The following is a 23,655-nucleotide window of genomic DNA, read 5'->3' on the forward strand; positions in this document are numbered from 1 at the left end:
TATGGAAGAGCGGAAAACAATATTTATCCAAAACTTATTGAAGCTTGTCGCGCCTGGCACACCACTTCGCGCTGGGATTGATAATGTACTTAGGGCAAACACAGGTGGGTTAATTGTTCTCGGATACAATAATGAGATGATGAATATTGTGGACGGTGGTTTCTTTATTAACAGTGACTTTTCTCCAGCTTATTTATATGAACTGGCGAAAATGGATGGGGCAATTATTTTAAGTGAGGATGGCAAACGGATTTTGTATGCCAACACACAGCTTGTGCCAAACAATAATATAGAATCCAATGAGACGGGAATCCGACATCGTTCAGCTGAACGTGTGGCAAAGCAAACAGGCAATTTAACAATTTCAATTTCTCAACGCCGAAATGTGATTACCCTTTACCAAGGCGATTATCGTTATGCACTAAAAGACATTGGGGTCATTTTAACGAAAGCAAACCAAGCCATCCAAACGTTAGAAAAATATAAAGCGGTGCTTGACCAAGGAATTACGAATTTAGGTGCACTGGAGTTTGAGCAATTGGTGACGTTTAGCGATGTTGTACAAATTATTCATCGTATTCAAATGGTACTCCGAATCAAGCGTGAAATTCAAAACTATATTTTGGAGCTGGGTGATGAAGGTCGGCTCATTACCATGCAATTAAAGGAACTTGTTTCAAACACAGAACAAGAGGCGCTTTATTTGTTAAAGGATTATGTAAAAGAGCGTACACAAGATGTCCACAAGACATTAGAAGATTTAACGACACTGCTAAATGAAGATTTGCTGGACGAGCCTGCAATTATGAAAGCACTCGGTTATGGTCGACAAACGAATCTGCAAGAACAAGACATTTCACCGCGTGGTTACCGTGTATTAAATAGGATTCCACGTTTGCCCGCACAGATCATAGAAAATGTCATTGATGAGTATGAACACCTGGCACATATTATGGTGGCTACGACGGAGCAATTAGATGATGTTGAAGGTATTGGTGCGGCACGAGCAAAAATGATTCGCGACGGACTAAACCGTATTCAAGAGCAATTATTTGTGGATCGACATATTTAAAAGAGGCGCATTCCCTGTCATTGCACTCATTCTGGAAGTCCTGTCGTAACAGGCGATGTCCATCGCATATTTTTCTGCTATAAAATGAAGGTTACTAGGTTGGATTTCAGAAACGTTGTCTATAATAGTGAGGAAGAGGAGGTGTACGTGATGCTTAAGTGGATTGTCCGGATCTTTTTTGTTGTTGCCGGTGCGACATTAGGGTTTTTGTTTATCCCCGAGCTGTTTCAAATGATGTCGGTGAATGGACCGGGCTGGTTGTTTGAGCCGTATGTCGGTGCGACACTAGGTGCGTTTGTGTTATATGCTGTATCCATTTTTGTGTCTGATCTTATTGTTAATTTCTTTCGTCTGATAGAGGAAACGGTTGTGAAGGCTCCGATTGTCGATGTATTGTCTGGTTCATTAGGATTGACAGTCGGTTTAATTACAGGTCATTTACTAGGATCCCCGCTCACACAATTGGGTTGGGAGTTCGTTAGCAATGTTGTGCCAATCTTTTTAACGATTCTCATGGGCTATCTTGGTTTTCAAATCGGTTTTAAAAAGAGAGACGAGTTAATGCAGTTGGTCCTAACAGTGCGTTCTTTAAAAGGGAAAGAAAAAAAGAAAGAAGATCTCGGATACAAACATAGTGGTAAGCAACTGAAGATTTTAGATACAAGTGTCATCATTGATGGACGTATTGCTGATATTTGTCAAACTGGTTTTCTCGAAGGGACACTTGTCATACCCGGCTTTGTGTTGGAAGAATTGCAACACATCGCAGATTCATCCGACTCACTCAGACGAAATCGCGGACGACGTGGGCTAGACATTTTAAACAAAATCCAAAAAGAACTGCCTATTGATGTGGAAATCTACGAGGGTGACTTTGAAGAGATTCAAGAAGTGGATAGTAAACTGGTGAAGCTAGCGAAACTGACTTCAGGGATGGTTGTGACAAACGACTTTAATTTGAATAAAGTATGTGATTTGCAAGGTGTGCAAGTGCTTAACATCAATGACCTTGCTAATGCAGTGAAGCCAGTGGTGTTACCAGGTGAACAATTGCAAGTGCTCGTCATTAAAGATGGGAAAGAACATCATCAAGGCGTTGCTTATTTAGATGACGGCACGATGATCGTTGTTGAAGGTGGACGTGAGTTTATGCACAAAAAGATCGCAGTTGTTGTGACGAGTGTGTTGCAAACGAGCGCAGGACGGATGATCTTTGCCAAGCCGGCGTCGTTGGAAGAAGCGTTGTGAAAAAATGATTGACTTGAAAAACCCTTTCGCGTGGGCGAGAGGGTTTCTAGTCGTTTGGGACGAAATTTTCAAGGCGGTCAATTCAGTGGTATGACTTTGAGTAAGTACATAAAAATGACATAGCCGATGAAGCCGGTGGCCAGTGCACTGGTGATAATGAGTAGGACGAGCCTTTTTGCATTCATCGTCGTGACGTCCTGGGAATGAATCGCTGTTTGCACATATGTTTCCCTCCAAATGAACGGATATAAGAGCAGTGTAACAGATGTGAAGATTGAGAGTCAGTAGAAAGTGTTCGACAACTTTTGGATCGAATGCAAGTAAGCGTGTGTCATCACACTTGACTGCCCGTGAGAAGTGATCTTGTTTTTATTGAGAGGCACACGTATAATTATTATTACAATTATAATGTTTAGGTTCTTTGCATATACTGGAAGGAGGAAAACAAATGGTGGTGAAAGAGATGGAAAGAAAAGTAACGAAAATTGGCAGCAGTATCGGAATGACGTTTCCGCCAGATGTGTTAGAACACCTTAACATTGCGCCAGGGGATCACATTTCAATTGAAAAACAGTCAGATGGTACTGTGGTTTTGCGCAAGAGCGAAAAAATCCAGCGACCAACAGGATTAAGTGCTGATTTCTTTGACGTGCTACAAAAAACCGTTGCAGAGTATGACGAAACCATCAAGGGTTTGGTTGATCGCTAATGCGTTATTTAACGGAACAAGAGGTCATTGCGATTCATTTATTTATCATGGAGAAGTATAGTCCAAATGAACAATCGGGTGTGAAGTCTCCTGAATTGCTGCAATCAGCGATCCATCGCCCGAAGCAGTCTGCGTTTGGTGAAGATGCTTATGAGGGAATTTTTGAGAAAGCTGGCGCACTCTTTGAATCTTTGGTGGGCAATCATCCATTTTATAACGGTAATAAGCGGACAGCGTTTGTATCGCTCGTTCAATTTCTTGCGTACAATGGCTTTCGATTTCGCATGGACGCCAAGAAAGCGGAGGACTTTGTCGTCGATGTTGTCAATCATCAATACCATTTTTCGGAAATGGTTGGTGTGATTGAAGCTCATAGTAAGAATACAGAGGGGTGAGTGTAAAAGAATTGAGAAGTGTGGTATTGCAACTGATGTATGACGAAGTCTGAGCAAGACAAGACCTACTGCTCAGTTTAAGGGCTCTATGTGGTGGGTCTGCTTACTGTTGAGTGGTCAACGAGCAAAGATAAAACACCAACTTCGGAATCAGCCTCCCCAAACCAATCGCAAGCATGATCAGTAAAATCGGCCATGCGGTAAGCACAAACCAAGGAACAGTAAAAAATATCATTACAATATAACAAGCCGCAATTGTGAACGGGATCACGAGTAATGGTACAAGCCATTCGGCTTTAAAGGTGATCTTCTCCCCCTTGTGGAGGGAGCGTTCGACAGTCGTATAAATCGCCGAGATGAGAAAGACGAACACAAACAGCCAAAGTGGGCTAAGGTCAGTGGGTAACAAAATATCGCCTCCTACGATGAAATATATCTCTCATTTTCATTATAGGTTATGGTCATCCATTCTATGATTAACATCCCGCTATCGAACAAAAGAATGGATTTGGAGCAGACCGGTTGAATCTTTTAATGTTTTGTTTAGTGTTTGTCAGTTTCATGTGCTTTCTCTCGGTCTCTTCTCATGTTAAGATAGAAGCTAGCAATGAAAAACAAGGAGAATCCATCATGCATACATACACAGCCATTGTCCTCGCTGCTGGACAGGGAAAGCGGCTAGGGCTTGGCTTTAATAAGCAATTATTGACGTTGGCAGGGGTGCCGATGATCATCCATACATTACGTTTATTTGCGCGTGACGAAGCATGTGCAAACATGATTATCGTTGCTCGTGAGGAGGAAAGAGAACAGCTTGCTGCACTTGTAAAGCAGTACGATGTCCCGCGTGTGCAGTGCATCATTACGGGTGGTGCAGAGCGCCAAGATAGTGTGTATGCCGGGCTGCAAGTGGCAAAGACAGCGCTCGTGCTCATTCATGATGGCGCACGCCCATTTACAAGGCAAGCCGTATTGCGAGGTTTGGTCAATGCTGCCGTGGAGACAGGCGCAGCCATCGCTGCTGTACCGGTGAAAGATACGATTAAGCGTGTGAAAAGTGGTGTGATTGAAGAGACAATTGAGCGCGCGCCGTTGTGGGCTGCACAAACCCCGCAAGCTTTCCAGCTTCCACTCATTTGGCAAGCTCACAAGGAAGCACGTGCAACTCATTTTATAGGCACAGATGATGCAAGTTTAGTGGAGCGTCTCGGACGTGAGGTGGCGATTGTTCCGAGTGATGATCTAAACATGAAAGTCACAACACCGGCAGACGTGAAGGTTGCTGAAGCGATATTAACAGAAAGAGGTCACAATGATGATTAGAATTGGTCAAGGCTTTGATGTCCATCAGCTTGTGGAGGGACGCCCGCTCATTTTAGGCGGAATCACGATTCCGTATGAGTTCGGTTTACTTGGACATTCTGATGCCGATGTATTATTACATACAATTACGGACGCGGCACTCGGCGCACTGGGGGCAGGGGACTTAGGGAAGCATTTCCCAGATGATGACCCAGCTTATAAAGATGCCGATTCAAAAATGTTGTTGCGCCATGTGTGGCAGATGGTGCGCGCGTCAGGGTATGAGCTCGGCAATGTTGATTGTACAGTGATGGCACAAGCGCCAAAACTTGCGCCATATATCGACGCGATGCGGGCAGAAATTGCTACATTGCTTGAAACAGACATCACGAACGTTGGTGTGAAGGCAACGACGACAGAGAAGCTTGGATTTGTTGGGCGTAAAGAAGGTATGGCGTGTCAAGCGGTTATTTTGCTTGTACGAAGTGACACGCTGTAAGTCAAGCATACCCCTTTGTCGTCTACGCGAGAACGTGGTATGATAAGGGGACAATGATGGAAGACGGGGAGCGGAAACGATGACTAAAGAAGTACGCGTAAGATTTGCGCCGAGTCCGACAGGGCATTTACATATAGGTGGTGCGCGGTCGGCGTTATTTAATTATTTACTTGCAAAACGTACAGGTGGTACATTCATTCTTAGAATAGAAGATACAGATCAGGCGCGGAACATTGATGCTGCGACTGAAAAGTTAATGGAGAGTTTAAGGTGGCTTGGTCTTGATTGGGATGAAGGTCCCGACAAGGATGGTGGCTATGGTCCGTATCGTTCAATGGCACGTTTAGACACGTATAAAAAACATATAGACATACTGCTTGCAGAAAACAAAGCTTATTACTGTTATATGACGGAAGAAGAGTTGGAAGCAGAACGCGAGGCTCAAAAAGCGCGTGGAGAAATGCCGAAATATAGTGGTAGAGACCGCGATTTAACAGCAGATGAGCGTGCGGCATATGAAGCGAAAGGGTTAAAGCCGGTTGTACGCTTTCGCGTGCCGGCGGGACAAACGATCACGTTTACCGACAGTGTTCGTGGGGAAGTGTCGTTTGAGACCGATGGCATTGGCGACTTTGTCATTGCCCGTCGTGATGGTGTGCCTATGTATAATTTTGCTGTTGTGGTGGATGACTATTTAATGAAAATCTCGCACGTCATCCGCGGTGAGGAGCATTTATCGAATACACCGCGGCAAATTTTACTGTATGAAGCATTTGGCTGGGATGTACCGACGTTTGCGCACGCGTCGCTCATTTTAAATGCGGATAGGCAAAAAATGAGTAAGCGGGATGAGTCATTGATGCAGTTTGTTGAACAGTATCAATCACAAGGGTATATGCCTGAGGCGCTCGTGAACTTCTTAGCGTTGCTCGGTTGGTCTCCGGTTGGAGAAGAAGAAATTTTCTCGCTCGCATCACTGGGAGAACAATTTTCATTTGATCGTGTGTCTAAAGCGCCAGCGGTATTTGATACAGATAAACTTGCGTGGATGAACAATCAGTACATGAAAGCAGCTGATTTAGATACAGTTGTTGATCTCGCATTGCCACACTTAGTGGAAAGCGGTCGCGTCAATCGTGATGGAAATGACGCGCAGCTTGCGTGGGTGCGTCGCTTAATTGGTTTGTATCAAGAGCAAATGCAGTATGGCGCAGAAATTGTCGATTTAACAACGATCTTTTTCCAAACAGAAATCACTTACGATGAAGAAGCGCGTGCTGTGCTTGCAGAAGAACAAGTAAGTGAAGTGTTAAAGGGGTTTGCGGCTGCCTTGGAAGAAGTTGAGTCGTTTACGGCACCAGAGATAAAAAAAGCGATCAAAGCAACACAAAAAGCAACGGGACAAAAGGGGAAGAAATTGTTTATGCCAATTAGGGTTGCCGTTAGTGGTGTCACCCATGGACCTGAACTTGGTGACACAATTGAATTGCTTGGCAAAGAAACCGTGCTAACACGGTTGCACATTGCGAGTGAATAGAACATATCATAAAGCAAAAAGCGTTGAAAGGGACAAGTAGACGAGTCGATTTCTTTACTAGAGAAGGTTGCCTATGGCTGGAAGCAACTAAAGGAATGCTTGTTGAAATGCCCCCTGGAGTCTTTTTTCGAATGAAGTAGAAAAAAGCGGTCGTCACCGTTACTTGACAAAAGCTGTACTCAGGAAACTGGAAGAAATGGGTACAGGAAGCAGAGTGGAACCGTGTGTGACTACGCCTCTGTACCGATACGTATATTGGTGCAGAGGCGTTTTTCGTTAGAATGGAGGGAAAGCATGGGATTTATGCGAACGTTATTAAATGACATTGATGTTGTCTTTGAGCAAGACCCAGCTGCCCGCAATCGAATAGAAGTTATTTTTACGTATTCAGGTGTGCACGCCATTTGGGGCCATCGGATTGCCCACCGTTTATGGAAATGGAAGTTGCGCTTCCTCGCTCGATTGTTGTCGCAGCTCGTTCGTTTCTTTACTGGTATTGAAATTCATCCTGGGGCGACCATTGGTCAGCGTGTGTTCATTGACCACGGTATGGGGGTTGTCATTGGTGAAACATGTGAAATTGGTAATAATGTGACGATCTTTCAAGGAGTGACACTCGGGGGGACAGGGAAGGAGAAAGGCAAGCGTCACCCGACCGTGAAAGATGGCGCCCTCATTGCCAGTGGTGCGAAAGTATTAGGGTCTTTTACCATTGGAGAGCACGCTAGAATTGGCGCAGGTTCCGTTGTATTAAAAGAAGTGCCACCTCACTCTACAGTGGTGGGCATTCCCGGAAGAATTGTCGCTCAGCATGGGAAGAAAGTGGCGTCTGCACATGCACTTGATCATCATGCGTTGCCTGACCCGGTTGCGGATACGATGCGTGAAGTGGAGCGCGAGTTGGAGCGGTTAAGAGAAGAGTGTACCGAGTTGCGGGCGGCGTTAGCAGTGAGAGCAAATGATGCGGGTAAAGCAGAGAAAGGGCGTGGGGACATATGATAAAAGTATTCAACAGTTTAACAAGAAAAAAGGAAATGTTTAAGCCGATCGAAGAAGGAAAAGTACGGATGTATTGCTGCGGACCGACTGTATATAACTACATTCATATCGGTAATGCTAGGCCACCGATCGTATATGACATGGTGAGGCGTTACCTTGCTTATCGTGGGTATGAAGTGATATTTGTTACGAATTTTACGGATGTCGATGATAAAATTATTCGTGCTGCCCAAGAGGCAGGAGAAGACGTCGGTGAAGTGGCGGAACGTTTTATCGCTGCTTACGAAGAAGATGTCAAAGCTTTAGGGGTACAGCCAGCAAATGCGCATCCGCGGGTGACAGAGACGATGGATGACATTATCGCGTTTATCGCGGCGCTTGTTGACAAAGGTTTTGCTTATGAAGCGGGTGGAGATGTGTACTACCGGACACGTCGTTTTCGTGAATACGGCAAGTTGTCAGGACAATCACTAGATGATTTGCGTAGTGGCACACGGATTGAGGTGGATGAGAATAAAGAGGACCCGCTTGATTTTGTTTTATGGAAAGCTGCTAAACAAGGGGAGATCTCTTGGTCTAGTCCATGGGGAGAAGGGCGACCGGGTTGGCACATTGAATGTTCGGCGATGATTAAAAAGACATTAGGAGAAACAATTGACATTCATGCCGGTGGGAAAGATTTAACATTCCCGCACCATGAAAATGAAATTGCCCAATCGGAAGCATTGACAGGTAAAACAATCGCGAACTACTGGTTGCACAACGGCTTTGTCAATATCGACAATGAGAAGATGTCAAAGTCGCTTGGGAACTTTGTATTGGCACGTGATTTAATGGCGCGGCACGATCCAGAAGTAATTCGCTTCTTTATGTTGAGTGCCCATTATCGTACGCCAATTAATTTTAGTGACGAGCTGCTTGTGAGCGCGAAGGCAGGGTTAGAACGAATCCGAACAGCGGTGGCGAGTCTAGTGCATCGTCTCGCACAGACGGCCGATGCAGGTATGACAGGCCCATGGTTGGAGAAGATTGAAGGGTATAAGAAACAATTTATTGCTGAGATGGATGATGACTTTAATAGTGCGAATGGGATCAGTGTCTTATTTGACTTGGCAAAAGAAGCAAATGTGTATGCTCGTGAGCAACAAACATCAACAATCGTGTTGCAAGCATTCTTGTCACTTTTTGACGAAATAGGTACAGTGTTAGGATTATCGTTGCAAAGCACAGCCACTTTGTTAGATGATGAAGTAGAAGCATTGATTGCAGAGCGAAACGAGGCACGTAAGCAGCGTGACTTCCAGCGTGCAGACGAGATTCGTGATCAATTGAAGGAAAAGCATATTATTTTGGAAGATACCCCTCAAGGTGTGCGGTGGAAGCGAGGAGACACAACATGAGTCAGCGAGAACTCCGTCAGTTAAACGGGCTCGCGCTCGCTTATATGGGTGATGCAGTGTTTGAGAAGCACGTACGTTATACGTTGCTTACGCAAGGAAAGGTGCGCCCGAACCGATTGCACCAGGAGGCGACGACGTATGTGTCAGCGAAGGCACAAGCGGCGATTTTACGGGCATTAGAAGCGGAAGACGTGTTGACGGATGAAGAAAAGCAAATTGTGCGGCGAGGGCGCAATGCAAAATCACATACTGTACCAAAGTATACAGATGTGCAGACATACGGCTATGCGACCGGGTTTGAAGCGTTATTAGGTTATTTATATGTTACCGATGCACACGACCGTCTGCAGCAACTGTTACAACGGGCGATGGTGCTCGGAGCGAAAAAGGAGGGTAGATGACGATGAAGCAATCAAACAAGCAGCATGTTCGGCGTACATCTACTGCACCGCAATCACCGAAGCGAGAAAAGCGGCAAGGCACGCGAAAAAAGACTGTGACACCACAAGCTAGAAAACCGCAAGTGACGCCATTACAAGTGGCGCACACTCTTATCGCGGGAAAAAACCCTGTCATTGAAGCAATGCAGTCAGGGAGGAAAGTGTATCAAGTGTGGATCGGTGAACATTCACAAAAAGGGCAAATGCAAACAGTGCAGTCACTGGCACAAGAAAATGAAGTACCTATACAGCCGATAAAAAAGCAACAATTGGATGAATGGATCGGGCATAGCAATCATCAAGGGGTCGTTGCGGCGGTGAAACCATACGACTATGCCACAATTGATATGCTGTTTGATCGAGCACAAGCAGCGAATGAAGCACCATTTTTCCTTCTTTTAGACGGCATTGAAGACCCGCACAATCTCGGTTCAATCATGCGTACAGCAGATGCCGCAGGTGTGCACGGGATCATTATCCCAAAACGGCGTGCAGTCGGGTTGACGGAAACGGTTGCCAAAGCGTCAACAGGGGCAATTGAGTACATTCCGGTCGTACAAGTGACGAACTTGGCACGGACAATGGACGAGCTAAAGGAACGGGGTTTGTGGTTTTTTGGTACAGATGCAAGCGGCTCAGACCACTATAATGAGGTGACATATGACCAAGGATCCATTGGTCTCGTCATTGGGAGTGAAGGGAAAGGGATGGGGCGACTCGTGAAGGAAAAGTGTGACTTTCTTTTGCGCATTCCGATGAATGGTCGTGTGACTTCTTTGAATGCATCTGTTGCGGCAGCGCTGCTCATGTATGAAATATATCGCCAGCGTGAGCGTGTAAGTGATTCATGACACATGATATTTTGCTTGTCGACGGATACAACATCATTGGTGCATGGGCAGAGCTGCAGTCACTTAGTAAACAGGATTTTTCACTCGCAAGGGACCGGCTTGTCGACATGATGGCTGAATATGCAGCTTATATGGGACATGAAGTGCATATTGTGTTTGATGCACATCAAGTAGGTGGTGTAGGCAAGCATGCATTACATCACCGTGTCCATGTTATTTATACAAGGAAAAAGGAAACGGCGGATGAGCGCATCGAGAAGCTCGTGACGACAATGAAACGTATTGATCGACGCATTTATGTTGCGACATCAGACTTTGCTGAGCAGTCTGTCATTTTCGGTAGTGGTGCCTTGCGTAAGTCTGCTCACGAGTTACAACGGGAAATGAAGTTGGTGATGAAAGGAATCGACAAAACCATTGAAAAAAAGCAGCGAACACAGCAATCGTCGAAGATTCAGTTATCAACAGAAGTTGCCGAAGTTTTTGAGAGATGGCGTCGAGAAGGGAAATGAACGGTTGACCAATGCAGTGTGAGTACGATATAATCAATGTGTACAACTTTTCACAACATTAGAGCGGTGCGAACGCGAGGGGTGATCAGGTTGAGTATAGGGTTAGCAGAACAGAAAAGCATGGTGACTGAGAGAGAATTTGACAAGTGGGAAGATGATCGCGTCATCTTTGCAGTTCGATCAGGGAATACGTTGGCACTGGAACACTTATTGAGTAAATATCGTCATTTTGTCCAAGCGAAGGCACGTGCTTATTTTTTAGCTGGCGGTGACTATGAGGATATTGTTCAAGAAGGAATGATTGGTTTATATAAAGCTGTGCGTGATTTTAATGGGGACAAGCTGTCCTCTTTCAAAGCTTTTGCCGAATTGTGTATCAAGAGGCAAATTATTACTGCTATTAAAAGTGCAACCCGACAAAAACACGTGCCTTTGAATACGTATGTTTCATTGGACAAGCCGCTATACGAAGAAGAATCTGAACGAACACTGCTAGACATTGTCTGTGATCAAGAGATGATCAACCCAGAAGCGTTGATTATCAATCAAGAAGAGCTTGACTACATTGAGAAGAAAATGGGCGAGATTTTAAGTGAGTTAGAACGTCAAGTGCTAACCTTGTATTTGGAAGGCTGGACATACCAAGAAATTTCTGCTAATTTGAATCGCCGTGTCAAGTCGATTGACAATGCATTGCAGCGGATAAAACAAAAGCTAGGACGTTATGTTGAGTTAAAAAAAGTTGTGTTTTAATGTAGGTAGGTTGGTCAATAAAGGTCTCGAGCACTTCTGTGGAAAATGTTTGACTTTCCTTCCTACTTACATTTATAATAGAGTCAAACCGTTTTTTGAGCTGTAAAATGAACCCACGATATGCAAGTGTTAGAAGTGGGTTTATTTTTTGTACAACCGTCTTTTACTAGACTTTGATTTGTGATGATGGATTGACAATAAATATAAGGTTTAACTTTTCAATGATGTGCCACGCTGGGGGTGTAGGGAACAAGATGACAAATCAGAAAAAAAATCCGATTGCATTTTTAGGAAATGTGGGACGTGAACTAAAGCGTGTAACATGGCCGACAAAAAAGGAATTAACGCGTTATACGTGGGTGGTACTGATTACACTTGCTTTTATGGTCGCGTTCTTTTATGTTGTTGATTTAGGGATTGCATCGTTACGTGCTGTAGTGGTGAAGTCACCTTAATAAAAAGCCAACACTGCGGCAGCTTGTGCGAATGAAAAAGGAGGGAAGGACATCCGTCCTGAATAATGGAAAAAAGTTGGTTTGTGGTACACACGTATTCTGGCTATGAAAATAAAGTGAAAATGAACTTGGAAAAACGCGTTGAAACGATGGAAATGGCTGATCACATTTTTCGTGTGCTTGTCCCGGTAGAAGAAGAGTCAGAGATGAAAAATGGGAAAACGAAGCAAGTGATGAAGAAAGTGTTCCCTGGTTACGTGCTTGTGGAAATGATCATGACTGACGACTCTTGGTATGTCGTGCGAAACACACCAGGGGTGACGGGTTTTGTTGGGTCAGCCGGTGCGGGTTCGAAGCCAACGCCATTGATGCCGGATGAAGTGGAGCGCATTTTAAAACAAATGGGCGTCATGGAAGCAACTATGGAAGTTGATTTCGAATTGAAAGAGTCTGTGAAGGTAAAAACTGGGCCGTTTGCTAATTTCGTTGGCACAATTGAAGAAATACAGCCAGATCGCCAGAAGCTAAAAGTGCACGTAAACATGTTTGGACGCGAAACACCGGTCGAACTTGAGTTCACTCAAGTCGAAAAGATTTCATAAAAAGCTTGCTTCTTTAAGAATTTGATGATAGAATTTCTATGTTTAGTATGTTGCTATCCAGTCGGGTGCGATTGCATCCGTCTTTTTGAGTGGGAGGGGATGAGCTCATTCCCGGTAACCACATCACGGACTTAAGGAGGTGTGTCACGTGGCTAAAAAGGTAATCAAAATGGTTAAACTACAAATTCCTGCAGGTAAAGCCAATCCGGCACCACCAGTTGGGCCAGCACTTGGTCAAGCAGGTGTGAATATTATGGGATTCTGTAAAGAGTTTAATGCTCGTACATCTGACCAAGCAGGCTTAATCATTCCAGTAGAAATTACTGTGTTTGAGGATCGCTCGTTTACATTCATCACAAAAACGCCACCAGCTGCAGTTTTACTCAAAAAAGCAGCGGGAATTGAATCAGGCTCTGGCGAACCGAATCGTACAAAAGTTGCGACGGTCAAACGCGATAAAGTACGCGAAATCGCAGAAACAAAAATGCCAGATTTGAACGCTGCTTCAGTAGAAGCGGCAATGCGTATGGTTGAAGGAACTGCACGTAGCATGGGTATTGTGATCGAGGACTAATGTTGGTTTGTTTGCTGAGAGGTTGTGCTCTTTTTTTGGGAGTACAGCCTTTCAAACAGTGGGAGGTCTCGCCGTTATTACCACATACGAGGAGGAAATAAAATGGCTAAAAAAGGGAAAAAATACGCTGATGCAGTGAAGCTAATTGACCGTGATCGCGTATATCAAGCAGAAGAAGCGCTTGAACTTGTAAAGAAAACAGCAGTAGCGAAGTTTGATGAGACAGTGGAGGTTGCTGTACGTCTTGGTGTGGATCCGAAAAAAGCGGATCAACAAATTCGCGGTGCGGTTGTACTACCGCACGGTACGGGGAAAACACAACGCGTGCTTGTGTTTGCAAAAGGTGAGAAAGCGAAAGAAGCAGAAGCTGCTGGTGCAGATTATGTAGGCGAGGATGACCTAATTAATAAAATTAACCAAGGTTGGTTTGATTTTGATGTGATTGTTGCGACGCCAGATATGATGGCACAAGTAGGACGCCTCGGTCGGGTGCTTGGACCAAAAGGGCTTATGCCGAATCCGAAAACAGGCACTGTGACATTTGATGTTGCAAAAGCTGTGGCGGAAATTAAAGCAGGTAAAGTCGAATACCGTGTGGACAAGTCTGGGAATATTCACGTACCAATTGGAAAAGTGTCATTTGAACCAGCACAGTTGCTTGAAAACTTCCAGACGATCATTGAAACACTTCATAAAGTGAAGCCGGCTGCTGCAAAAGGGACGTACGTACGTAACATTGCAGTTGCTTCAACAATGGGCCCTGGTGTCCGTGTTGCCACAACTTCTTTTTCAAAGTAATGATTGACAAGCATGCTGTGAATATGTTAAGTTATTACTTGTGAATTTAAAAGTCATACCGTAGACAGCAGGTGCCTTTAGGTTTAAATATCCTGCCGAGGTGAGCAAATAGATTTCCGTAGTAGGAGTCATACTGCCCTCGTTGTCGAAAACGAGGGCTTTTCATTTAGCTAATTCCCTCATAGCTGTACAAAGCTTACAGGCGGTGTGAAATCATTTTACAGGAGGTGTATTCATGAGCAGCGTATTAGAGCAAAAGCAACAAATGGTTGCTGATATCGCGACAAAGTTACGGGATAGTAAAGCGACTGTTGTTGTTGATTACCGTGGATTAACGGTTGCAGCAGTCACTGAACTACGAAAACAGTTGCGCGAAGCAGGCGTTGAGTACAAAGTGTATAAAAACACACTTGTGCGCCGTGCGACAGCGGAAACGGAACTGACGGCGCTAGATGACCATTTAACTGGTCCGACAGCGATTGCTTTCAGTAATGAAGATGCGGTTGCCCCAGCGAAAGTGATTAACAACTTTGCAAAAGAAAACGAAGCGCTTGAAATTAAAGCAGGTGTGTTCGAAGGGAAAGTAGTCGGTGTCGATGAAGTGAAGGCTCTTGCTGAACTTCCGTCACGCGAAGGACTTCTTTCTATGCTTCTTAGTGTGTTACAAGCGCCAATGCGAAATGTTGCCTTGGCAGCAAAAGCGGTTGCTGATCAAAAAGAAGAGCAAGGTGCATAATCTTGCTTAGTGTATGACAGGTTTTATCGATGATATTAAACGAGGAGGATTATAACAATGAGCAGAGAGCAAATCATTGAAGCGATTAAAGAAATGACCGTTCTAGAATTGAACGATCTTGTAAAAGCAATTGAAGAGGAATTTGGTGTGACAGCGGCAGCGCCTGTAGCGGTGGCAGCTGGTGGTGGAGACGCAGGTGCAGCAGAGCAAACAGAATTTGATGTTGTACTTGAGTCTGCTGGCTCATCTAAAATTGGTGTCATTAAAATTGTTCGCGAAATCACAGGTCTTGGCTTAAAAGAAGCAAAAGCACTTGTTGATGGCGCACCAGCACCAGTAAAAGAAGGCGCATCTAAAGAAGAAGCTGAAGAGATGAAAGCGAAACTTGAAGAAGCTGGCGCGAGTGTTGCAGTGAAGTAATTTCTTTCCATTTGCACGAAAAAGGTCCGTGAAAGTTACGGGCCTTTTTTTCCGATTTTGATAATGGAGGATGGTAGGTCATGAGTGATCATTACTATACACGTACGCCAGGTGTAGACCATGATGAAAAAACGTGGTCATACGTGTTGCGAGGACATTCGTTTTTGTTTACAACAGACCGAGGGGTGTTTTCGAAAAGGGAAGTCGATTATGGCAGTCGGTTTTTAATTGAATCATATTCTTCTCCTGATGTTGCGGGCGATGTCCTTGATGTCGGTTGTGGGTATGGACCGATTGGGCTGGCAATCGCGCGAGTGGAGCAAGGCAGAATGGTAGAGATGATTGATGTAAATGAACGGGCGTGTGCGCTCGCAGCACGTAATGCGAAACAAAATCAAATTGACAATGTTGTTGTTCGGCATGTGGATGGTGCACAAGATGTCATAAAGAGAGATTTCGCGGCGATCGTCACCAATCCTCCAATTCGAGCGGGAAAAAAAGTGGTGTTTTCTATATATGAGGAGGCGCATGACCGTTTGTTAACGGGGGGGATGCTTTGGGTTGTTATCCAGAAAAAGCAAGGCGCCGCGTCGACGAAGGAAAAGTTACAGGCGTTGTTTGGGAAAGAATCAGTAGAGACGATAGCAAAAGATAAGGGATACGTTCTTTTTTGTGCAAAAAAAGATTTGACGAACGCATAGAAGTTATGATATTATTCTTTAATGCGTACGATTGCCCAATTTGCCGTTTCGATACTCATGAGCGTGAAACTCTGGTGATTGAAACGGTTCATTTTTGGTTATGCTAAGTGAATGACTGTACTTATTCATACTATAAAGCTTTTTTTCTTCTTTGTACAGTCTATAAGTTCGCTTGCCTGTTGTTTTAAGAAGTGATAGTGGCAATTGTCTTTGTACAGTTTGTAAGTGAGATACTATAACGCGAGATTTAAGGGGTGAATCAGTTGACAGGTCAACTCATTCAGTATGGACGTCACCGCCAGCGAAGAAGCTATGCGCGTATTAACGAAGTGTTAGAGCTGCCGAATTTGATTGAGATTCAAACAGCTTCCTACCAATGGTTTCTTGATGAGGGTTTGCGGGAGATGTTTCGTGATATTTCTCCGATCCAAGATTTTACGGGTAATTTAGTGCTAGAATTTATTGATTATAGTCTTGGAGAACCAAAGTACCCAGTTGAAGAATCAAAAGAACGCGACGTCACGTTTGCTGCGCCTTTGCGTGTGAAAGTGCGCTTAATTAATAAAGAAACAGGCGAAGTGAAAGAGCAAGAAGTATTTATGGGAGATTTTCCATTAATGACTGAAACTGGGACGTTCATCATTAACGGTGCTGAACGTGTCATCGTTTCTCAGCTTGTTCGTTCACCAAGTGTGTATTACAATGAAAAAATTGACAAAAACGGAAAAAAAGGTTTTTCAGCAACGGTTATTCCGAATCGTGGGGCTTGGCTAGAGCTTGAAACGGATGCAAAAGATATTGTGTACGTACGTATTGACCGGACACGTAAAATCCCAGTATCCGTTCTTTTACGTGCGCTTGGTTTCGGGTCTAATCAAGAAATTATTAGTTTGCTTGGTGAAAATGAATATTTACGAAATACGCTCGAAAAAGACAACACCGACTCAACGGATAAAGCATTACTGGAAATCTATGAGCGTCTCCGTCCGGGTGAACCACCGACTGTTGAAAACGCAAAAAATTTGCTTGAATCTCGTTTCTTTGATCCAAAGCGGTATGACCTAGCGAATGTAGGCCGCTATAAAATAAACAAAAAACTTCACATCAAGAATCGATTGTTCAACCAGCGCCTAGCAGAGACGCTCGTTGACTCAGAAACTGGAGAAGTGCTCGCAGAAGAAGGTACACTTTTGGACCGCCGAACGTTGGATAAGCTTTTACCTTACTTAGAAAAAGGTCTAGGTTTCCGTACAGCCCGAACGTCAGGTGGTGTTTTAGAAGAGTCTGATGTCGATATTCAGTCTATTAATGTGTACGTTCCAGATGATTCAGACGGAGAACGCTACATTTCTGTTATCGGTAATGGAATGGTTTCAAGTGAAGTCAAGCATATTGCACCGGCTGATATTGTGGCTGCAATTAGTTATTTCTTTAACTTGTTGCACGGTATTGGCGATACAGATGATATTGATCATTTAGGGAATCGCCGTCTCCGTTCTGTCGGTGAATTATTGCAAAATCAATTTCGAATTGGTTTGTCGCGGATGGAACGTGTCGTGAGAGAGCGGATGTCGATTCAAGACCCAAATGTCATTACGCCACAAGGGTTGATCAATATTCGGCCTGTCATTGCATCGATTAAAGAGTTTTTCGGTAGCTCGCAGTTATCACAGTTTATGGATCAAACGAATCCATTAGCAGAATTGACACATAAACGGCGACTATCTGCCCTTGGACCGGGTGGTTTGACGAGAGAACGCGCTGGAATGGAAGTGCGTGATGTTCATTATTCACACTATGGTCGGATGTGTCCAATTGAAACACCAGAAGGACCAAATATTGGTTTAATCAACTCACTATCGTCTTATGCGAAAGTGAATGAGTTTGGTTTTATGGAAACGCCATATCGTCGTGTCGATCCTGAGACAGGGAAAGTCACCGCACGAATTGATTATTTGACAGCAGATGAAGAAGACCAATATGTTGTTGCGCAAGCAAACGCCAAGTTAAGTGAAGATGGTTCTTTTGTAGAGGAACAAATTGTTTCCCGTTTCCGTAGTGAAAACCTCATTGTTCCACGAGAACGTGTTGACTACATGGATGTATCACCGAAGCAAGTTGTGTCGGCTGCGACGTCATGTATCCCGTTTCTCGAAAATGACGATGCCAACCGTGCGTTGATGGGTGCGAACATGCAGCGGCAAGCAGTGCCCCTCCTTGTACCGGAAGCGCCACTTGTTGGTACAGGAATGGAACATGTTTCAGCAAAAGACTCGGGGGCTGCGGTTGTTTCGAAGCACCCAGGAATTGTTGAGCGTGTAACTGCCCGAGAAATTTGGGTGCGTCGTTTAGAGGAAGTTGAAGGGAAAGAAGTAAAAGGCGACTTGGATAAATACAACTTGCAAAAGTTTGTCCGTTCAAATCAAGGGACGAGTTATAATCAACGTCCTATTGTGCGTGAGGGAGATCGTGTGACAAAGCGCGAAATTCTTGCGGACGGTCCATCAATGGAGTTAGGTGAAATGGCGCTCGGTCGTAACGTGCTTGTCGGCTTTATGACTTGGGAAGGTTACAACTATGAAGATGCGATTATTTTAAGTGAGCGTCTTGTCAAAGATGATGTCTATACATCGATTCACATTGAAGAATATGAGTTGGATGCGCGGGACACAAAGCTTGGACCTGAAGAAATTACACGTGATATTCCAAACGTCGGTGAGGATGCGTTAAGAAACCTTGACGAGCGTGGCATTATTTATGTCGGTGCGGAAGTGAAGGATGGTGATATCCTTGTCGGGAAAGTGACGCCAAAAGGTGTGACTGAATTGACAGCAGAAGAGCGTTTATTGCATGCCATTTTTGGTGAGAAAGCGCGTGAAGTGCGCGACACATCTTTAAGAGCACCGCATGGTGGTGACGGGATCGTCCTTGACGTGAAAATCTTTAACCGTGAAGACGGAGATGAATTGCCACCAGGTGTGAATCAGCTCGTTCGTGTGTATATTGTCCAGAAGCGTAAAATTAACCAAGGGGACAAAATGGCAGGGCGTCACGGAAATAAAGGGGTTATTTCTCGGATACTGCCAGAAGAAGACATGCCGTTTTTACCGGATGGCACACCAATTGACATCATGTTGAACCCATTAGGGGTACCTTCACGTATGAACATTGGGCAAGTGTTGGAACTGCATCTTGGGATGGCAGCACGTAAGCTCGGCATTCACGTTGCTTCGCCGGTCTTTGATGGTGCGAGCGGTGATGACTTATGGCAAACGCTTGAAGAAGCCGGTATGGCCCGTGACGGTAAGACTATTTTATATGATGGACGCACCGGAGAACCATTTGATAACCGTGTTTCTGTTGGTGTGATGTATATGATTAAGCTGGCTCATATGGTTGATGACAAGTTGCATGCGCGGTCTACGGGTCCATACTCACTTGTTACGCAGCAGCCATTAGGCGGAAAAGCACAATTTGGCGGGCAGCGTTTTGGAGAGATGGAAGTGTGGGCGCTAGAAGCGTACGGGGCAGCATATACCTTGCAAGAAATTCTCACAGTCAAATCTGATGATGTTGTTGGGCGTGTAAAAACGTATGAGGCGATTGTCAAAGGTGAGAATGTTCCTGAACCGGGTGTTCCAGAGTCATTTAAAGTATTGATCAAAGAGCTTCAGTCTCTTGGTATGGATGTCAAAATGTTATCAAGCAATGAAGAGGAAATTGAGATGCGAGAGCTTGACGACGAAGATGAGCAGACGACTGAAAAACTAAATTTAACGCTTGAAAAGAGTGAATGAACGAGCCCAAATACAACGGATTAGCAGCCAGAATGTGAAGCGCAACTTGCTTTTTAGTTCTGGCGCTGAACGTTGATTACACAATAAGGGAGGTTGGCCCTTTGATCGATGTAAATAATTTCGAGTATATGAAAATCGGGTTGGCGTCGCCGAGTAAGATTCGTTCTTGGTCACGTGGAGAAGTAAAAAAACCTGAAACGATTAACTACCGCACATTGAAGCCAGAAAAAGACGGTTTGTTCTGTGAGCGAATTTTCGGTCCGCAAAAGGATTGGGAATGTCATTGTGGGAAATACAAGCGTGTACGCTATAAAGGTGTTGTTTGTGACCGTTGTGGTGTAGAAGTGACTCGAGCGAAAGTGCGACGTGAGCGGATGGGACATATTGAACTTGCCGCGCCTGTATCACACATTTGGTATTTCAAAGGTATCCCGAGCCGGATGGGGCTCGTTCTTGACATGTCACCACGTTCGTTGGAGGAAGTCATCTACTTTGCCTCTTATGTTGTAACAGAACCAGGCGACACACCGTTAGAGAAGAAACAATTGTTGTCTGAAAAAGAGTACCGTGCTTATTATGAAAAATATGGTGGCTCTTTCACGGCCTCCATGGGTGCTGAGGCAATCTATAAATTACTTGCTAGCCTTGATTTGGAGAAAGAAGTCGGTCAATTAAAAGATGAACTCGAAACAGCCCAAGGCCAACGCCGGACACGGGCCATTAAGAGATTAGAAGTGCTTGAAGCATTTCGAAACTCTGGAAATGAGCCGTCTTGGATGATTCTTGAAGTATTACCGGTTATCCCACCTGAGTTGCGTCCGATGGTGCAACTTGATGGTGGCCGCTTTGCAACCTCTGACTTAAACGATTTGTATCGTCGTGTCATAAACCGGAACAACCGCTTAAAACGTTTGCTTGATTTAGGTGCGCCAAATATTATTGTCCAAAACGAAAAGCGGATGTTACAAGAAGCGGTCGATGCATTGATTGATAACGGTCGCCGTGGTCGTCCGGTAACAGGGCCAGGAAATCGTCCTCTTAAATCTCTTTCTCACATGTTGAAAGGAAAGCAAGGGCGTTTTCGGCAAAACTTGCTCGGGAAACGTGTGGATTACTCGGGACGTTCTGTTATTGTTGTCGGTCCGAATTTGAAAATGTATCAATGTGGACTGCCAAAAGAGATGGCGTTAGAGCTATTTAAGCCGTTTGTTATGAAAGAACTGGTTTCAAAAGGTTTTGCGCACAACATTAAGAGTGCCAAACGCAAAGTTGAACGGGTACAGCCCGAAGTATGGGATGTGCTTGAAGAGGTCATTCGCGAACATCCAGTATTGTTAAACCGGGCACCGACGTTGCACCGACTAGGGATTCAGGCATTCGAGCCGATTTTAGTCGAAGGGCGTGCCATCAAGCTCCACCCACTCGTTTGTACAGCATACAACGCTGACTTTGATGGTGACCAAATGGCGGTTCACGTGCCATTGTCGGCAGAAGCGCAAGCAGAAGCGCGTATTTTGATGCTTGCAGCACAAAATATTTTAAATCCAAAAGATGGTAAGCCAGTCGTGACGCCATCACAAGATATGGTTCTAGGGAACTATTACTTGACAATGGAGAACAAAGATGCAGATGGCGAGGGAGCGATTTTCAAAGATGCGAATGAGGCAATTACCGCATACCAAAATGGTTATGTTCATTTGCACACGCGTATCGCGCTACCGGTTCGTTCATTAAACAAGTCAACATTTACGGATGAGCAACAAACGATGTTGTTGCTTACAACGGTTGGGAAGTTGTTATTTAATGAGATCCTCCCAGATACGTTTCCGTATATTAACGAGCCGACACAAAAGAATTTGGAAGTGGAGACGCCAGCCAAATATATGGTGCCAAGTGATACAGATGTAAAGGCACTTTTTAAAGAGCGTGAGATGATTCCACCGTTTAGAAAAGGGTTCCTAGGGAATGTGATCGCGGAAGTATTCAAGAAGTTCAAGATTACGGCTACATCGAAAATGCTTGATCAAATGAAAGACTTAGGTTTTGCTTACTCGACGAGAGCGGGTATTACGGTAGGCATCTCAGACATTGTTGTTTTACCTGAGAAAAAGGAAATTTTAGCTGACGCTGAACAGAAGGTAGACCGGATCACAAAGCAGTTCCGTCGAGGATTAATTACCGAAGAGGAGCGTTATGACCGTGTCATTTCCATTTGGAGTGAGGCAAAAGACGTTATTCAGAGCAAACTCATGAGTACACTGAACGTGCGTAACCCCATCTTTATGATGAGTGATTCTGGAGCGCGGGGAAATGCGTCTAACTTTACGCAACTTGCGGGGATGCGTGGTCTCATGGCAAATCCATCTGGACGAATCATTGAGTTACCGATTAAATCGAGTTTCCGAGAAGGTTTAACCGTGCTAGAATACTTTATTTCTACTCACGGTGCGCGGAAAGGATTAGCGGATACAGCATTGAAGACGGCTGATTCTGGTTACTTAACGCGTCGTCTTGTCGACGTTGCCCAAGATGTCATTGTTCGCGAAAATGATTGTGGCACAGACCGAGGATTAGAAGTCGCAGCAATCACAGAAGGAACAGAAACAATTGAAGGATTATATGATCGCCTTGTCGGTCGTGTGGCCTTTAAGACGGTGTATCATCCAGAGACAAATGACGTCATCGTGCGTCGTAATGAACAAATGAATGAAGATAGTGCAAAAGAAATTGTCGATGCAGGTGTGGATGCGGTAACGATTCGCTCTGTATTTACATGTAATACACGTCATGGCGTGTGTAAAGCGTGTTACGGTCGTAATTTAGCAACCGGCAGTGATGTTGAGGTCGGTGAAGCAGTTGGGATCATTGCTGCGCAATCGATTGGTGAGCCGGGGACGCAGCTAACGATGCGAACGTTCCATACAGGCGGGGTAGCTGGCGATGATATTACTCAAGGTTTGCCGAGGATTCAAGAGTTGTTTGAAGCGAGAAATCCAAAGGGGCAGGCTGTGATCACTGAAGTGACAGGGGAAGTGGTTGATGTCAACGACAGTGACAAGCGTGAAGTAACCGTTCAAAATGAGCTTGAGACAAAACAATATGCTATTCCTTATGGAGCAAGAGTGAAAGTTGCTGTAGGCGATCAGGTTGTTCCTGGTCAGCCATTAACAGAAGGGTCAATTGATCCAAAAGAATTGTTAAAAGTGACCGGTATGGATGGCGTACAGGCGTACTTGCTACGCGAAGTACAGAAGGTATACCGGATGCAAGGGGTAGAAATTGGTGATAAACACGTTGAAGTGATGGTGCGCCAAATGCTCCGTAAGATTCGTATTGTGGATGCCGGTGATACAGGTGTACTTCCAGGCTCATTAATTGAGATCCAGAAGTTCAACGATGTCAATAAAGATGTGTTATTGACAAATAAACGACCTGCTACTGGTCGTCCAGTATTGCTCGGGATTACGAAGGCATCGCTAGAGACAGATTCTTTCTTATCAGCAGCTTCATTCCAAGAGACAACACGTGTCCTAACCGATGCGGCAATCAAAGGAAAACGTGATGAGTTGCTTGGGTTAAAAGAAAACGTCATTATCGGAAAGCTTGTTCCAGCAGGAACAGGATTAGACCGATACCGTCGCCTTGGTATCCATTCTTCTTATGATGAACGAGCAGATCATGAAGAGCAGACACAACCAGAAGAGATGGTTGCACAAGAATAATTTTTATAACATCGCATCAGGGCTATTGACATAGCCCTGAGTGTGATGATATGATACTTGAGTGTGCTTTTTAATATGTTCTGCCTAACATAGTGGAGAACATTTGGGCATAAAAGGTTGTGTGTACATGCTT

The 23,655-nt window shown here is 44.6% G+C and carries 24 protein-coding genes and 2 other annotated features; of the genes, 22 read left to right on the plus strand and 2 right to left on the minus strand.

Annotated elements, in window-relative coordinates:
* Position 1: 1 nt before the first annotated feature.
* Together disA and NSQ26_RS11460 are read left to right on the plus strand one after the other, a co-directional pair.
* Positions 2 to 1,072, plus strand: a complete 1,071-nt coding sequence (gene disA / locus NSQ26_RS11455) for a DNA integrity scanning diadenylate cyclase DisA (RefSeq protein ID WP_090776209.1) — start codon at positions 2 to 4, stop codon at positions 1,070 to 1,072.
* Between the two features lie 150 nt (positions 1,073 to 1,222).
* Positions 1,223 to 2,320: a PIN/TRAM domain-containing protein gene (locus NSQ26_RS11460; RefSeq protein WP_499718224.1), complete on the plus strand. Its 1,098-nt coding sequence runs from the start codon at positions 1,223 to 1,225 to the stop codon at positions 2,318 to 2,320.
* 77 nt (positions 2,321 to 2,397) lie between these two features.
* Here the strand turns inward: NSQ26_RS11460 and NSQ26_RS11465 are convergent, their stop codons facing one another.
* On the minus strand, positions 2,398 to 2,541 hold the full coding sequence (locus tag NSQ26_RS11465; RefSeq protein ID WP_176763889.1) for a hypothetical protein: 144 nt from the start codon (positions 2,539 to 2,541) through the stop codon (positions 2,398 to 2,400).
* A 227-nt stretch (positions 2,542 to 2,768) separates the two neighbouring features.
* Between NSQ26_RS11465 and NSQ26_RS11470 the strand changes: the two genes are divergently transcribed.
* Positions 2,769 to 3,029: an AbrB/MazE/SpoVT family DNA-binding domain-containing protein gene (locus NSQ26_RS11470; RefSeq protein ID WP_499718225.1), complete on the plus strand. Its 261-nt coding sequence runs from the start codon at positions 2,769 to 2,771 to the stop codon at positions 3,027 to 3,029.
* Complete coding sequence (locus tag NSQ26_RS11475; protein WP_090776211.1) at positions 3,029 to 3,424, plus strand: type II toxin-antitoxin system death-on-curing family toxin; 396 nt, start codon at positions 3,029 to 3,031, stop codon at positions 3,422 to 3,424. Before NSQ26_RS11470 ends, NSQ26_RS11475 begins: the two co-directional genes overlap by 1 nt.
* A 103-nt stretch (positions 3,425 to 3,527) precedes the next feature.
* Here the strand turns inward: NSQ26_RS11475 and NSQ26_RS11480 are convergent, their stop codons facing one another.
* On the minus strand, positions 3,528 to 3,833 hold the full coding sequence (locus tag NSQ26_RS11480; RefSeq protein ID WP_090776212.1) for a hypothetical protein: 306 nt from the start codon (positions 3,831 to 3,833) through the stop codon (positions 3,528 to 3,530).
* Positions 3,834 to 4,054: 221 nt separating this feature from the next.
* Between NSQ26_RS11480 and ispD the strand changes: the two genes are divergently transcribed.
* The 18 genes from ispD to rpoC all read left to right on the plus strand — a co-directional run bounded on the left by ispD (position 4,055) and on the right by rpoC (position 23,522).
* Positions 4,055 to 4,747 carry a 2-C-methyl-D-erythritol 4-phosphate cytidylyltransferase gene (gene ispD / locus NSQ26_RS11485; RefSeq protein WP_499718226.1) on the plus strand — a complete coding sequence of 231 codons (693 nt, stop codon included), beginning with the start codon at positions 4,055 to 4,057 and terminating at the stop codon, positions 4,745 to 4,747.
* Positions 4,740 to 5,225, plus strand: coding sequence for a 2-C-methyl-D-erythritol 2,4-cyclodiphosphate synthase (gene ispF, locus NSQ26_RS11490; protein ID WP_499718227.1), 486 nt, complete (start codon positions 4,740 to 4,742; stop codon positions 5,223 to 5,225). The genes ispD and ispF overlap by 8 nt, the downstream gene beginning before the upstream one ends.
* A 79-nt stretch (positions 5,226 to 5,304) precedes the next feature.
* Positions 5,305 to 6,762: a glutamate--tRNA ligase gene (gene gltX / locus NSQ26_RS11495; RefSeq protein WP_499718228.1), complete on the plus strand. Its 1,458-nt coding sequence runs from the start codon at positions 5,305 to 5,307 to the stop codon at positions 6,760 to 6,762.
* Between the two features lie 14 nt (positions 6,763 to 6,776).
* Positions 6,777 to 7,005 (plus strand) — a binding site (T-box leader).
* A 51-nt stretch (positions 7,006 to 7,056) separates the two neighbouring features.
* On the plus strand, positions 7,057 to 7,761 hold the full coding sequence (gene cysE / locus NSQ26_RS11500) for a serine O-acetyltransferase (RefSeq protein WP_499718229.1): 705 nt from the start codon (positions 7,057 to 7,059) through the stop codon (positions 7,759 to 7,761).
* Positions 7,758 to 9,161 (plus strand): cysteine--tRNA ligase, encoded by a 1,404-nt coding sequence (gene cysS / locus NSQ26_RS11505; RefSeq protein WP_499718230.1) that lies wholly within the window; start codon positions 7,758 to 7,760, stop codon positions 9,159 to 9,161. The genes cysE and cysS overlap by 4 nt, the downstream gene beginning before the upstream one ends.
* A complete protein-coding gene (locus NSQ26_RS11510; RefSeq protein ID WP_090776218.1) occupies positions 9,158 to 9,562 on the plus strand; it encodes a Mini-ribonuclease 3 in 405 nt (134 codons plus the stop codon). The genes cysS and NSQ26_RS11510 overlap by 4 nt, the downstream gene beginning before the upstream one ends.
* Positions 9,563 to 9,699: 137 nt before the next feature.
* Entirely contained in the window at positions 9,700 to 10,452 is a 753-nt protein-coding gene (rlmB, locus tag NSQ26_RS11515; protein ID WP_499720051.1) for a 23S rRNA (guanosine(2251)-2'-O)-methyltransferase RlmB, read from the plus strand.
* Positions 10,449 to 10,964 (plus strand): NYN domain-containing protein, encoded by a 516-nt coding sequence (locus NSQ26_RS11520; protein ID WP_090776219.1) that lies wholly within the window; start codon positions 10,449 to 10,451, stop codon positions 10,962 to 10,964. Before rlmB ends, NSQ26_RS11520 begins: the two co-directional genes overlap by 4 nt.
* 120 nt (positions 10,965 to 11,084) lie before the next feature.
* On the plus strand, positions 11,085 to 11,717 hold the full coding sequence (gene sigH / locus NSQ26_RS11525) for an RNA polymerase sporulation sigma factor SigH (RefSeq protein WP_499720053.1): 633 nt from the start codon (positions 11,085 to 11,087) through the stop codon (positions 11,715 to 11,717).
* A gap of 254 nt (positions 11,718 to 11,971) precedes the next feature.
* The gene (gene secE, locus NSQ26_RS11530; protein ID WP_090776220.1) at positions 11,972 to 12,172 is read left to right on the plus strand and encodes a preprotein translocase subunit SecE; all 201 of its coding nucleotides are present in this window, start codon (positions 11,972 to 11,974) and stop codon (positions 12,170 to 12,172) included.
* A 65-nt stretch (positions 12,173 to 12,237) separates the two neighbouring features.
* Entirely contained in the window at positions 12,238 to 12,774 is a 537-nt protein-coding gene (nusG, locus tag NSQ26_RS11535; RefSeq protein WP_090776221.1) for a transcription termination/antitermination protein NusG, read from the plus strand.
* A 148-nt stretch (positions 12,775 to 12,922) separates the two neighbouring features.
* Positions 12,923 to 13,348 carry a 50S ribosomal protein L11 gene (gene rplK / locus NSQ26_RS11540; RefSeq protein ID WP_090776222.1) on the plus strand — a complete coding sequence of 142 codons (426 nt, stop codon included), beginning with the start codon at positions 12,923 to 12,925 and terminating at the stop codon, positions 13,346 to 13,348.
* Between the two features lie 102 nt (positions 13,349 to 13,450).
* Positions 13,451 to 14,146, plus strand: a complete 696-nt coding sequence (gene rplA, locus NSQ26_RS11545; RefSeq protein ID WP_499718231.1) for a 50S ribosomal protein L1 — start codon at positions 13,451 to 13,453, stop codon at positions 14,144 to 14,146.
* A 40-nt stretch (positions 14,147 to 14,186) separates the two neighbouring features.
* Positions 14,187 to 14,320, plus strand: a sequence feature (ribosomal protein L10 leader region).
* 61 nt (positions 14,321 to 14,381) lie between these two features.
* Positions 14,382 to 14,882 (plus strand): 50S ribosomal protein L10, encoded by a 501-nt coding sequence (gene rplJ, locus NSQ26_RS11550; protein WP_090776224.1) that lies wholly within the window; start codon positions 14,382 to 14,384, stop codon positions 14,880 to 14,882.
* A 57-nt stretch (positions 14,883 to 14,939) separates the two neighbouring features.
* A complete protein-coding gene (rplL, locus tag NSQ26_RS11555; protein ID WP_090776225.1) occupies positions 14,940 to 15,302 on the plus strand; it encodes a 50S ribosomal protein L7/L12 in 363 nt (120 codons plus the stop codon).
* Between the two features lie 80 nt (positions 15,303 to 15,382).
* Complete coding sequence (locus NSQ26_RS11560; protein ID WP_499718232.1) at positions 15,383 to 16,003, plus strand: class I SAM-dependent methyltransferase; 621 nt, start codon at positions 15,383 to 15,385, stop codon at positions 16,001 to 16,003.
* 263 nt (positions 16,004 to 16,266) lie between these two features.
* Positions 16,267 to 19,800 carry a DNA-directed RNA polymerase subunit beta gene (gene rpoB / locus NSQ26_RS11565; protein WP_499718233.1) on the plus strand — a complete coding sequence of 1,178 codons (3,534 nt, stop codon included), beginning with the start codon at positions 16,267 to 16,269 and terminating at the stop codon, positions 19,798 to 19,800.
* 101 nt (positions 19,801 to 19,901) lie between these two features.
* Positions 19,902 to 23,522 carry a DNA-directed RNA polymerase subunit beta' gene (gene rpoC / locus NSQ26_RS11570; protein ID WP_499718234.1) on the plus strand — a complete coding sequence of 1,207 codons (3,621 nt, stop codon included), beginning with the start codon at positions 19,902 to 19,904 and terminating at the stop codon, positions 23,520 to 23,522.
* Positions 23,523 to 23,655: the final 133 nt, after the last annotated feature.

The sequence above is a fragment of the Bacillus sp. FSL W7-1360 genome (assembly GCF_038592975.1).
Taxonomy (GTDB): domain Bacteria; phylum Bacillota; class Bacilli; order Bacillales; family Bacillaceae_D; genus Shouchella; species Shouchella lonarensis.

Excerpts from the sequence above, each read along its gene's own strand:
- disA (WP_090776209.1), top strand. The coding sequence starts at position 2 with ATGGAAGAGCGGAAAACAATATTTATCCAAAACTTATTGAAGCTTGTC.
- NSQ26_RS11460 (WP_499718224.1), top strand. The coding sequence starts at position 1,223 with ATGCTTAAGTGGATTGTCCGGATCTTTTTTGTTGTTGCCGGTGCGACA.
- NSQ26_RS11470 (WP_499718225.1), top strand. The coding sequence starts at position 2,769 with ATGGTGGTGAAAGAGATGGAAAGAAAAGTAACGAAAATTGGCAGCAGT.
- NSQ26_RS11475 (WP_090776211.1), top strand. The coding sequence starts at position 3,029 with ATGCGTTATTTAACGGAACAAGAGGTCATTGCGATTCATTTATTTATC.
- ispD (WP_499718226.1), top strand. The coding sequence starts at position 4,055 with ATGCATACATACACAGCCATTGTCCTCGCTGCTGGACAGGGAAAGCGG.
- ispF (WP_499718227.1), top strand. The coding sequence starts at position 4,740 with ATGATTAGAATTGGTCAAGGCTTTGATGTCCATCAGCTTGTGGAGGGA.
- gltX (WP_499718228.1), top strand. The coding sequence starts at position 5,305 with ATGACTAAAGAAGTACGCGTAAGATTTGCGCCGAGTCCGACAGGGCAT.
- cysE (WP_499718229.1), top strand. The coding sequence starts at position 7,057 with ATGGGATTTATGCGAACGTTATTAAATGACATTGATGTTGTCTTTGAG.
- cysS (WP_499718230.1), top strand. The coding sequence starts at position 7,758 with ATGATAAAAGTATTCAACAGTTTAACAAGAAAAAAGGAAATGTTTAAG.
- NSQ26_RS11510 (WP_090776218.1), top strand. The coding sequence starts at position 9,158 with ATGAGTCAGCGAGAACTCCGTCAGTTAAACGGGCTCGCGCTCGCTTAT.
- NSQ26_RS11520 (WP_090776219.1), top strand. The coding sequence starts at position 10,449 with ATGACACATGATATTTTGCTTGTCGACGGATACAACATCATTGGTGCA.
- sigH (WP_499720053.1), top strand. The coding sequence starts at position 11,085 with ATGGTGACTGAGAGAGAATTTGACAAGTGGGAAGATGATCGCGTCATC.
- secE (WP_090776220.1), top strand. The coding sequence starts at position 11,972 with ATGACAAATCAGAAAAAAAATCCGATTGCATTTTTAGGAAATGTGGGA.
- nusG (WP_090776221.1), top strand. The coding sequence starts at position 12,238 with ATGGAAAAAAGTTGGTTTGTGGTACACACGTATTCTGGCTATGAAAAT.
- rplA (WP_499718231.1), top strand. The coding sequence starts at position 13,451 with ATGGCTAAAAAAGGGAAAAAATACGCTGATGCAGTGAAGCTAATTGAC.
- rplJ (WP_090776224.1), top strand. The coding sequence starts at position 14,382 with ATGAGCAGCGTATTAGAGCAAAAGCAACAAATGGTTGCTGATATCGCG.
- rplL (WP_090776225.1), top strand. The coding sequence starts at position 14,940 with ATGAGCAGAGAGCAAATCATTGAAGCGATTAAAGAAATGACCGTTCTA.
- NSQ26_RS11560 (WP_499718232.1), top strand. The coding sequence starts at position 15,383 with ATGAGTGATCATTACTATACACGTACGCCAGGTGTAGACCATGATGAA.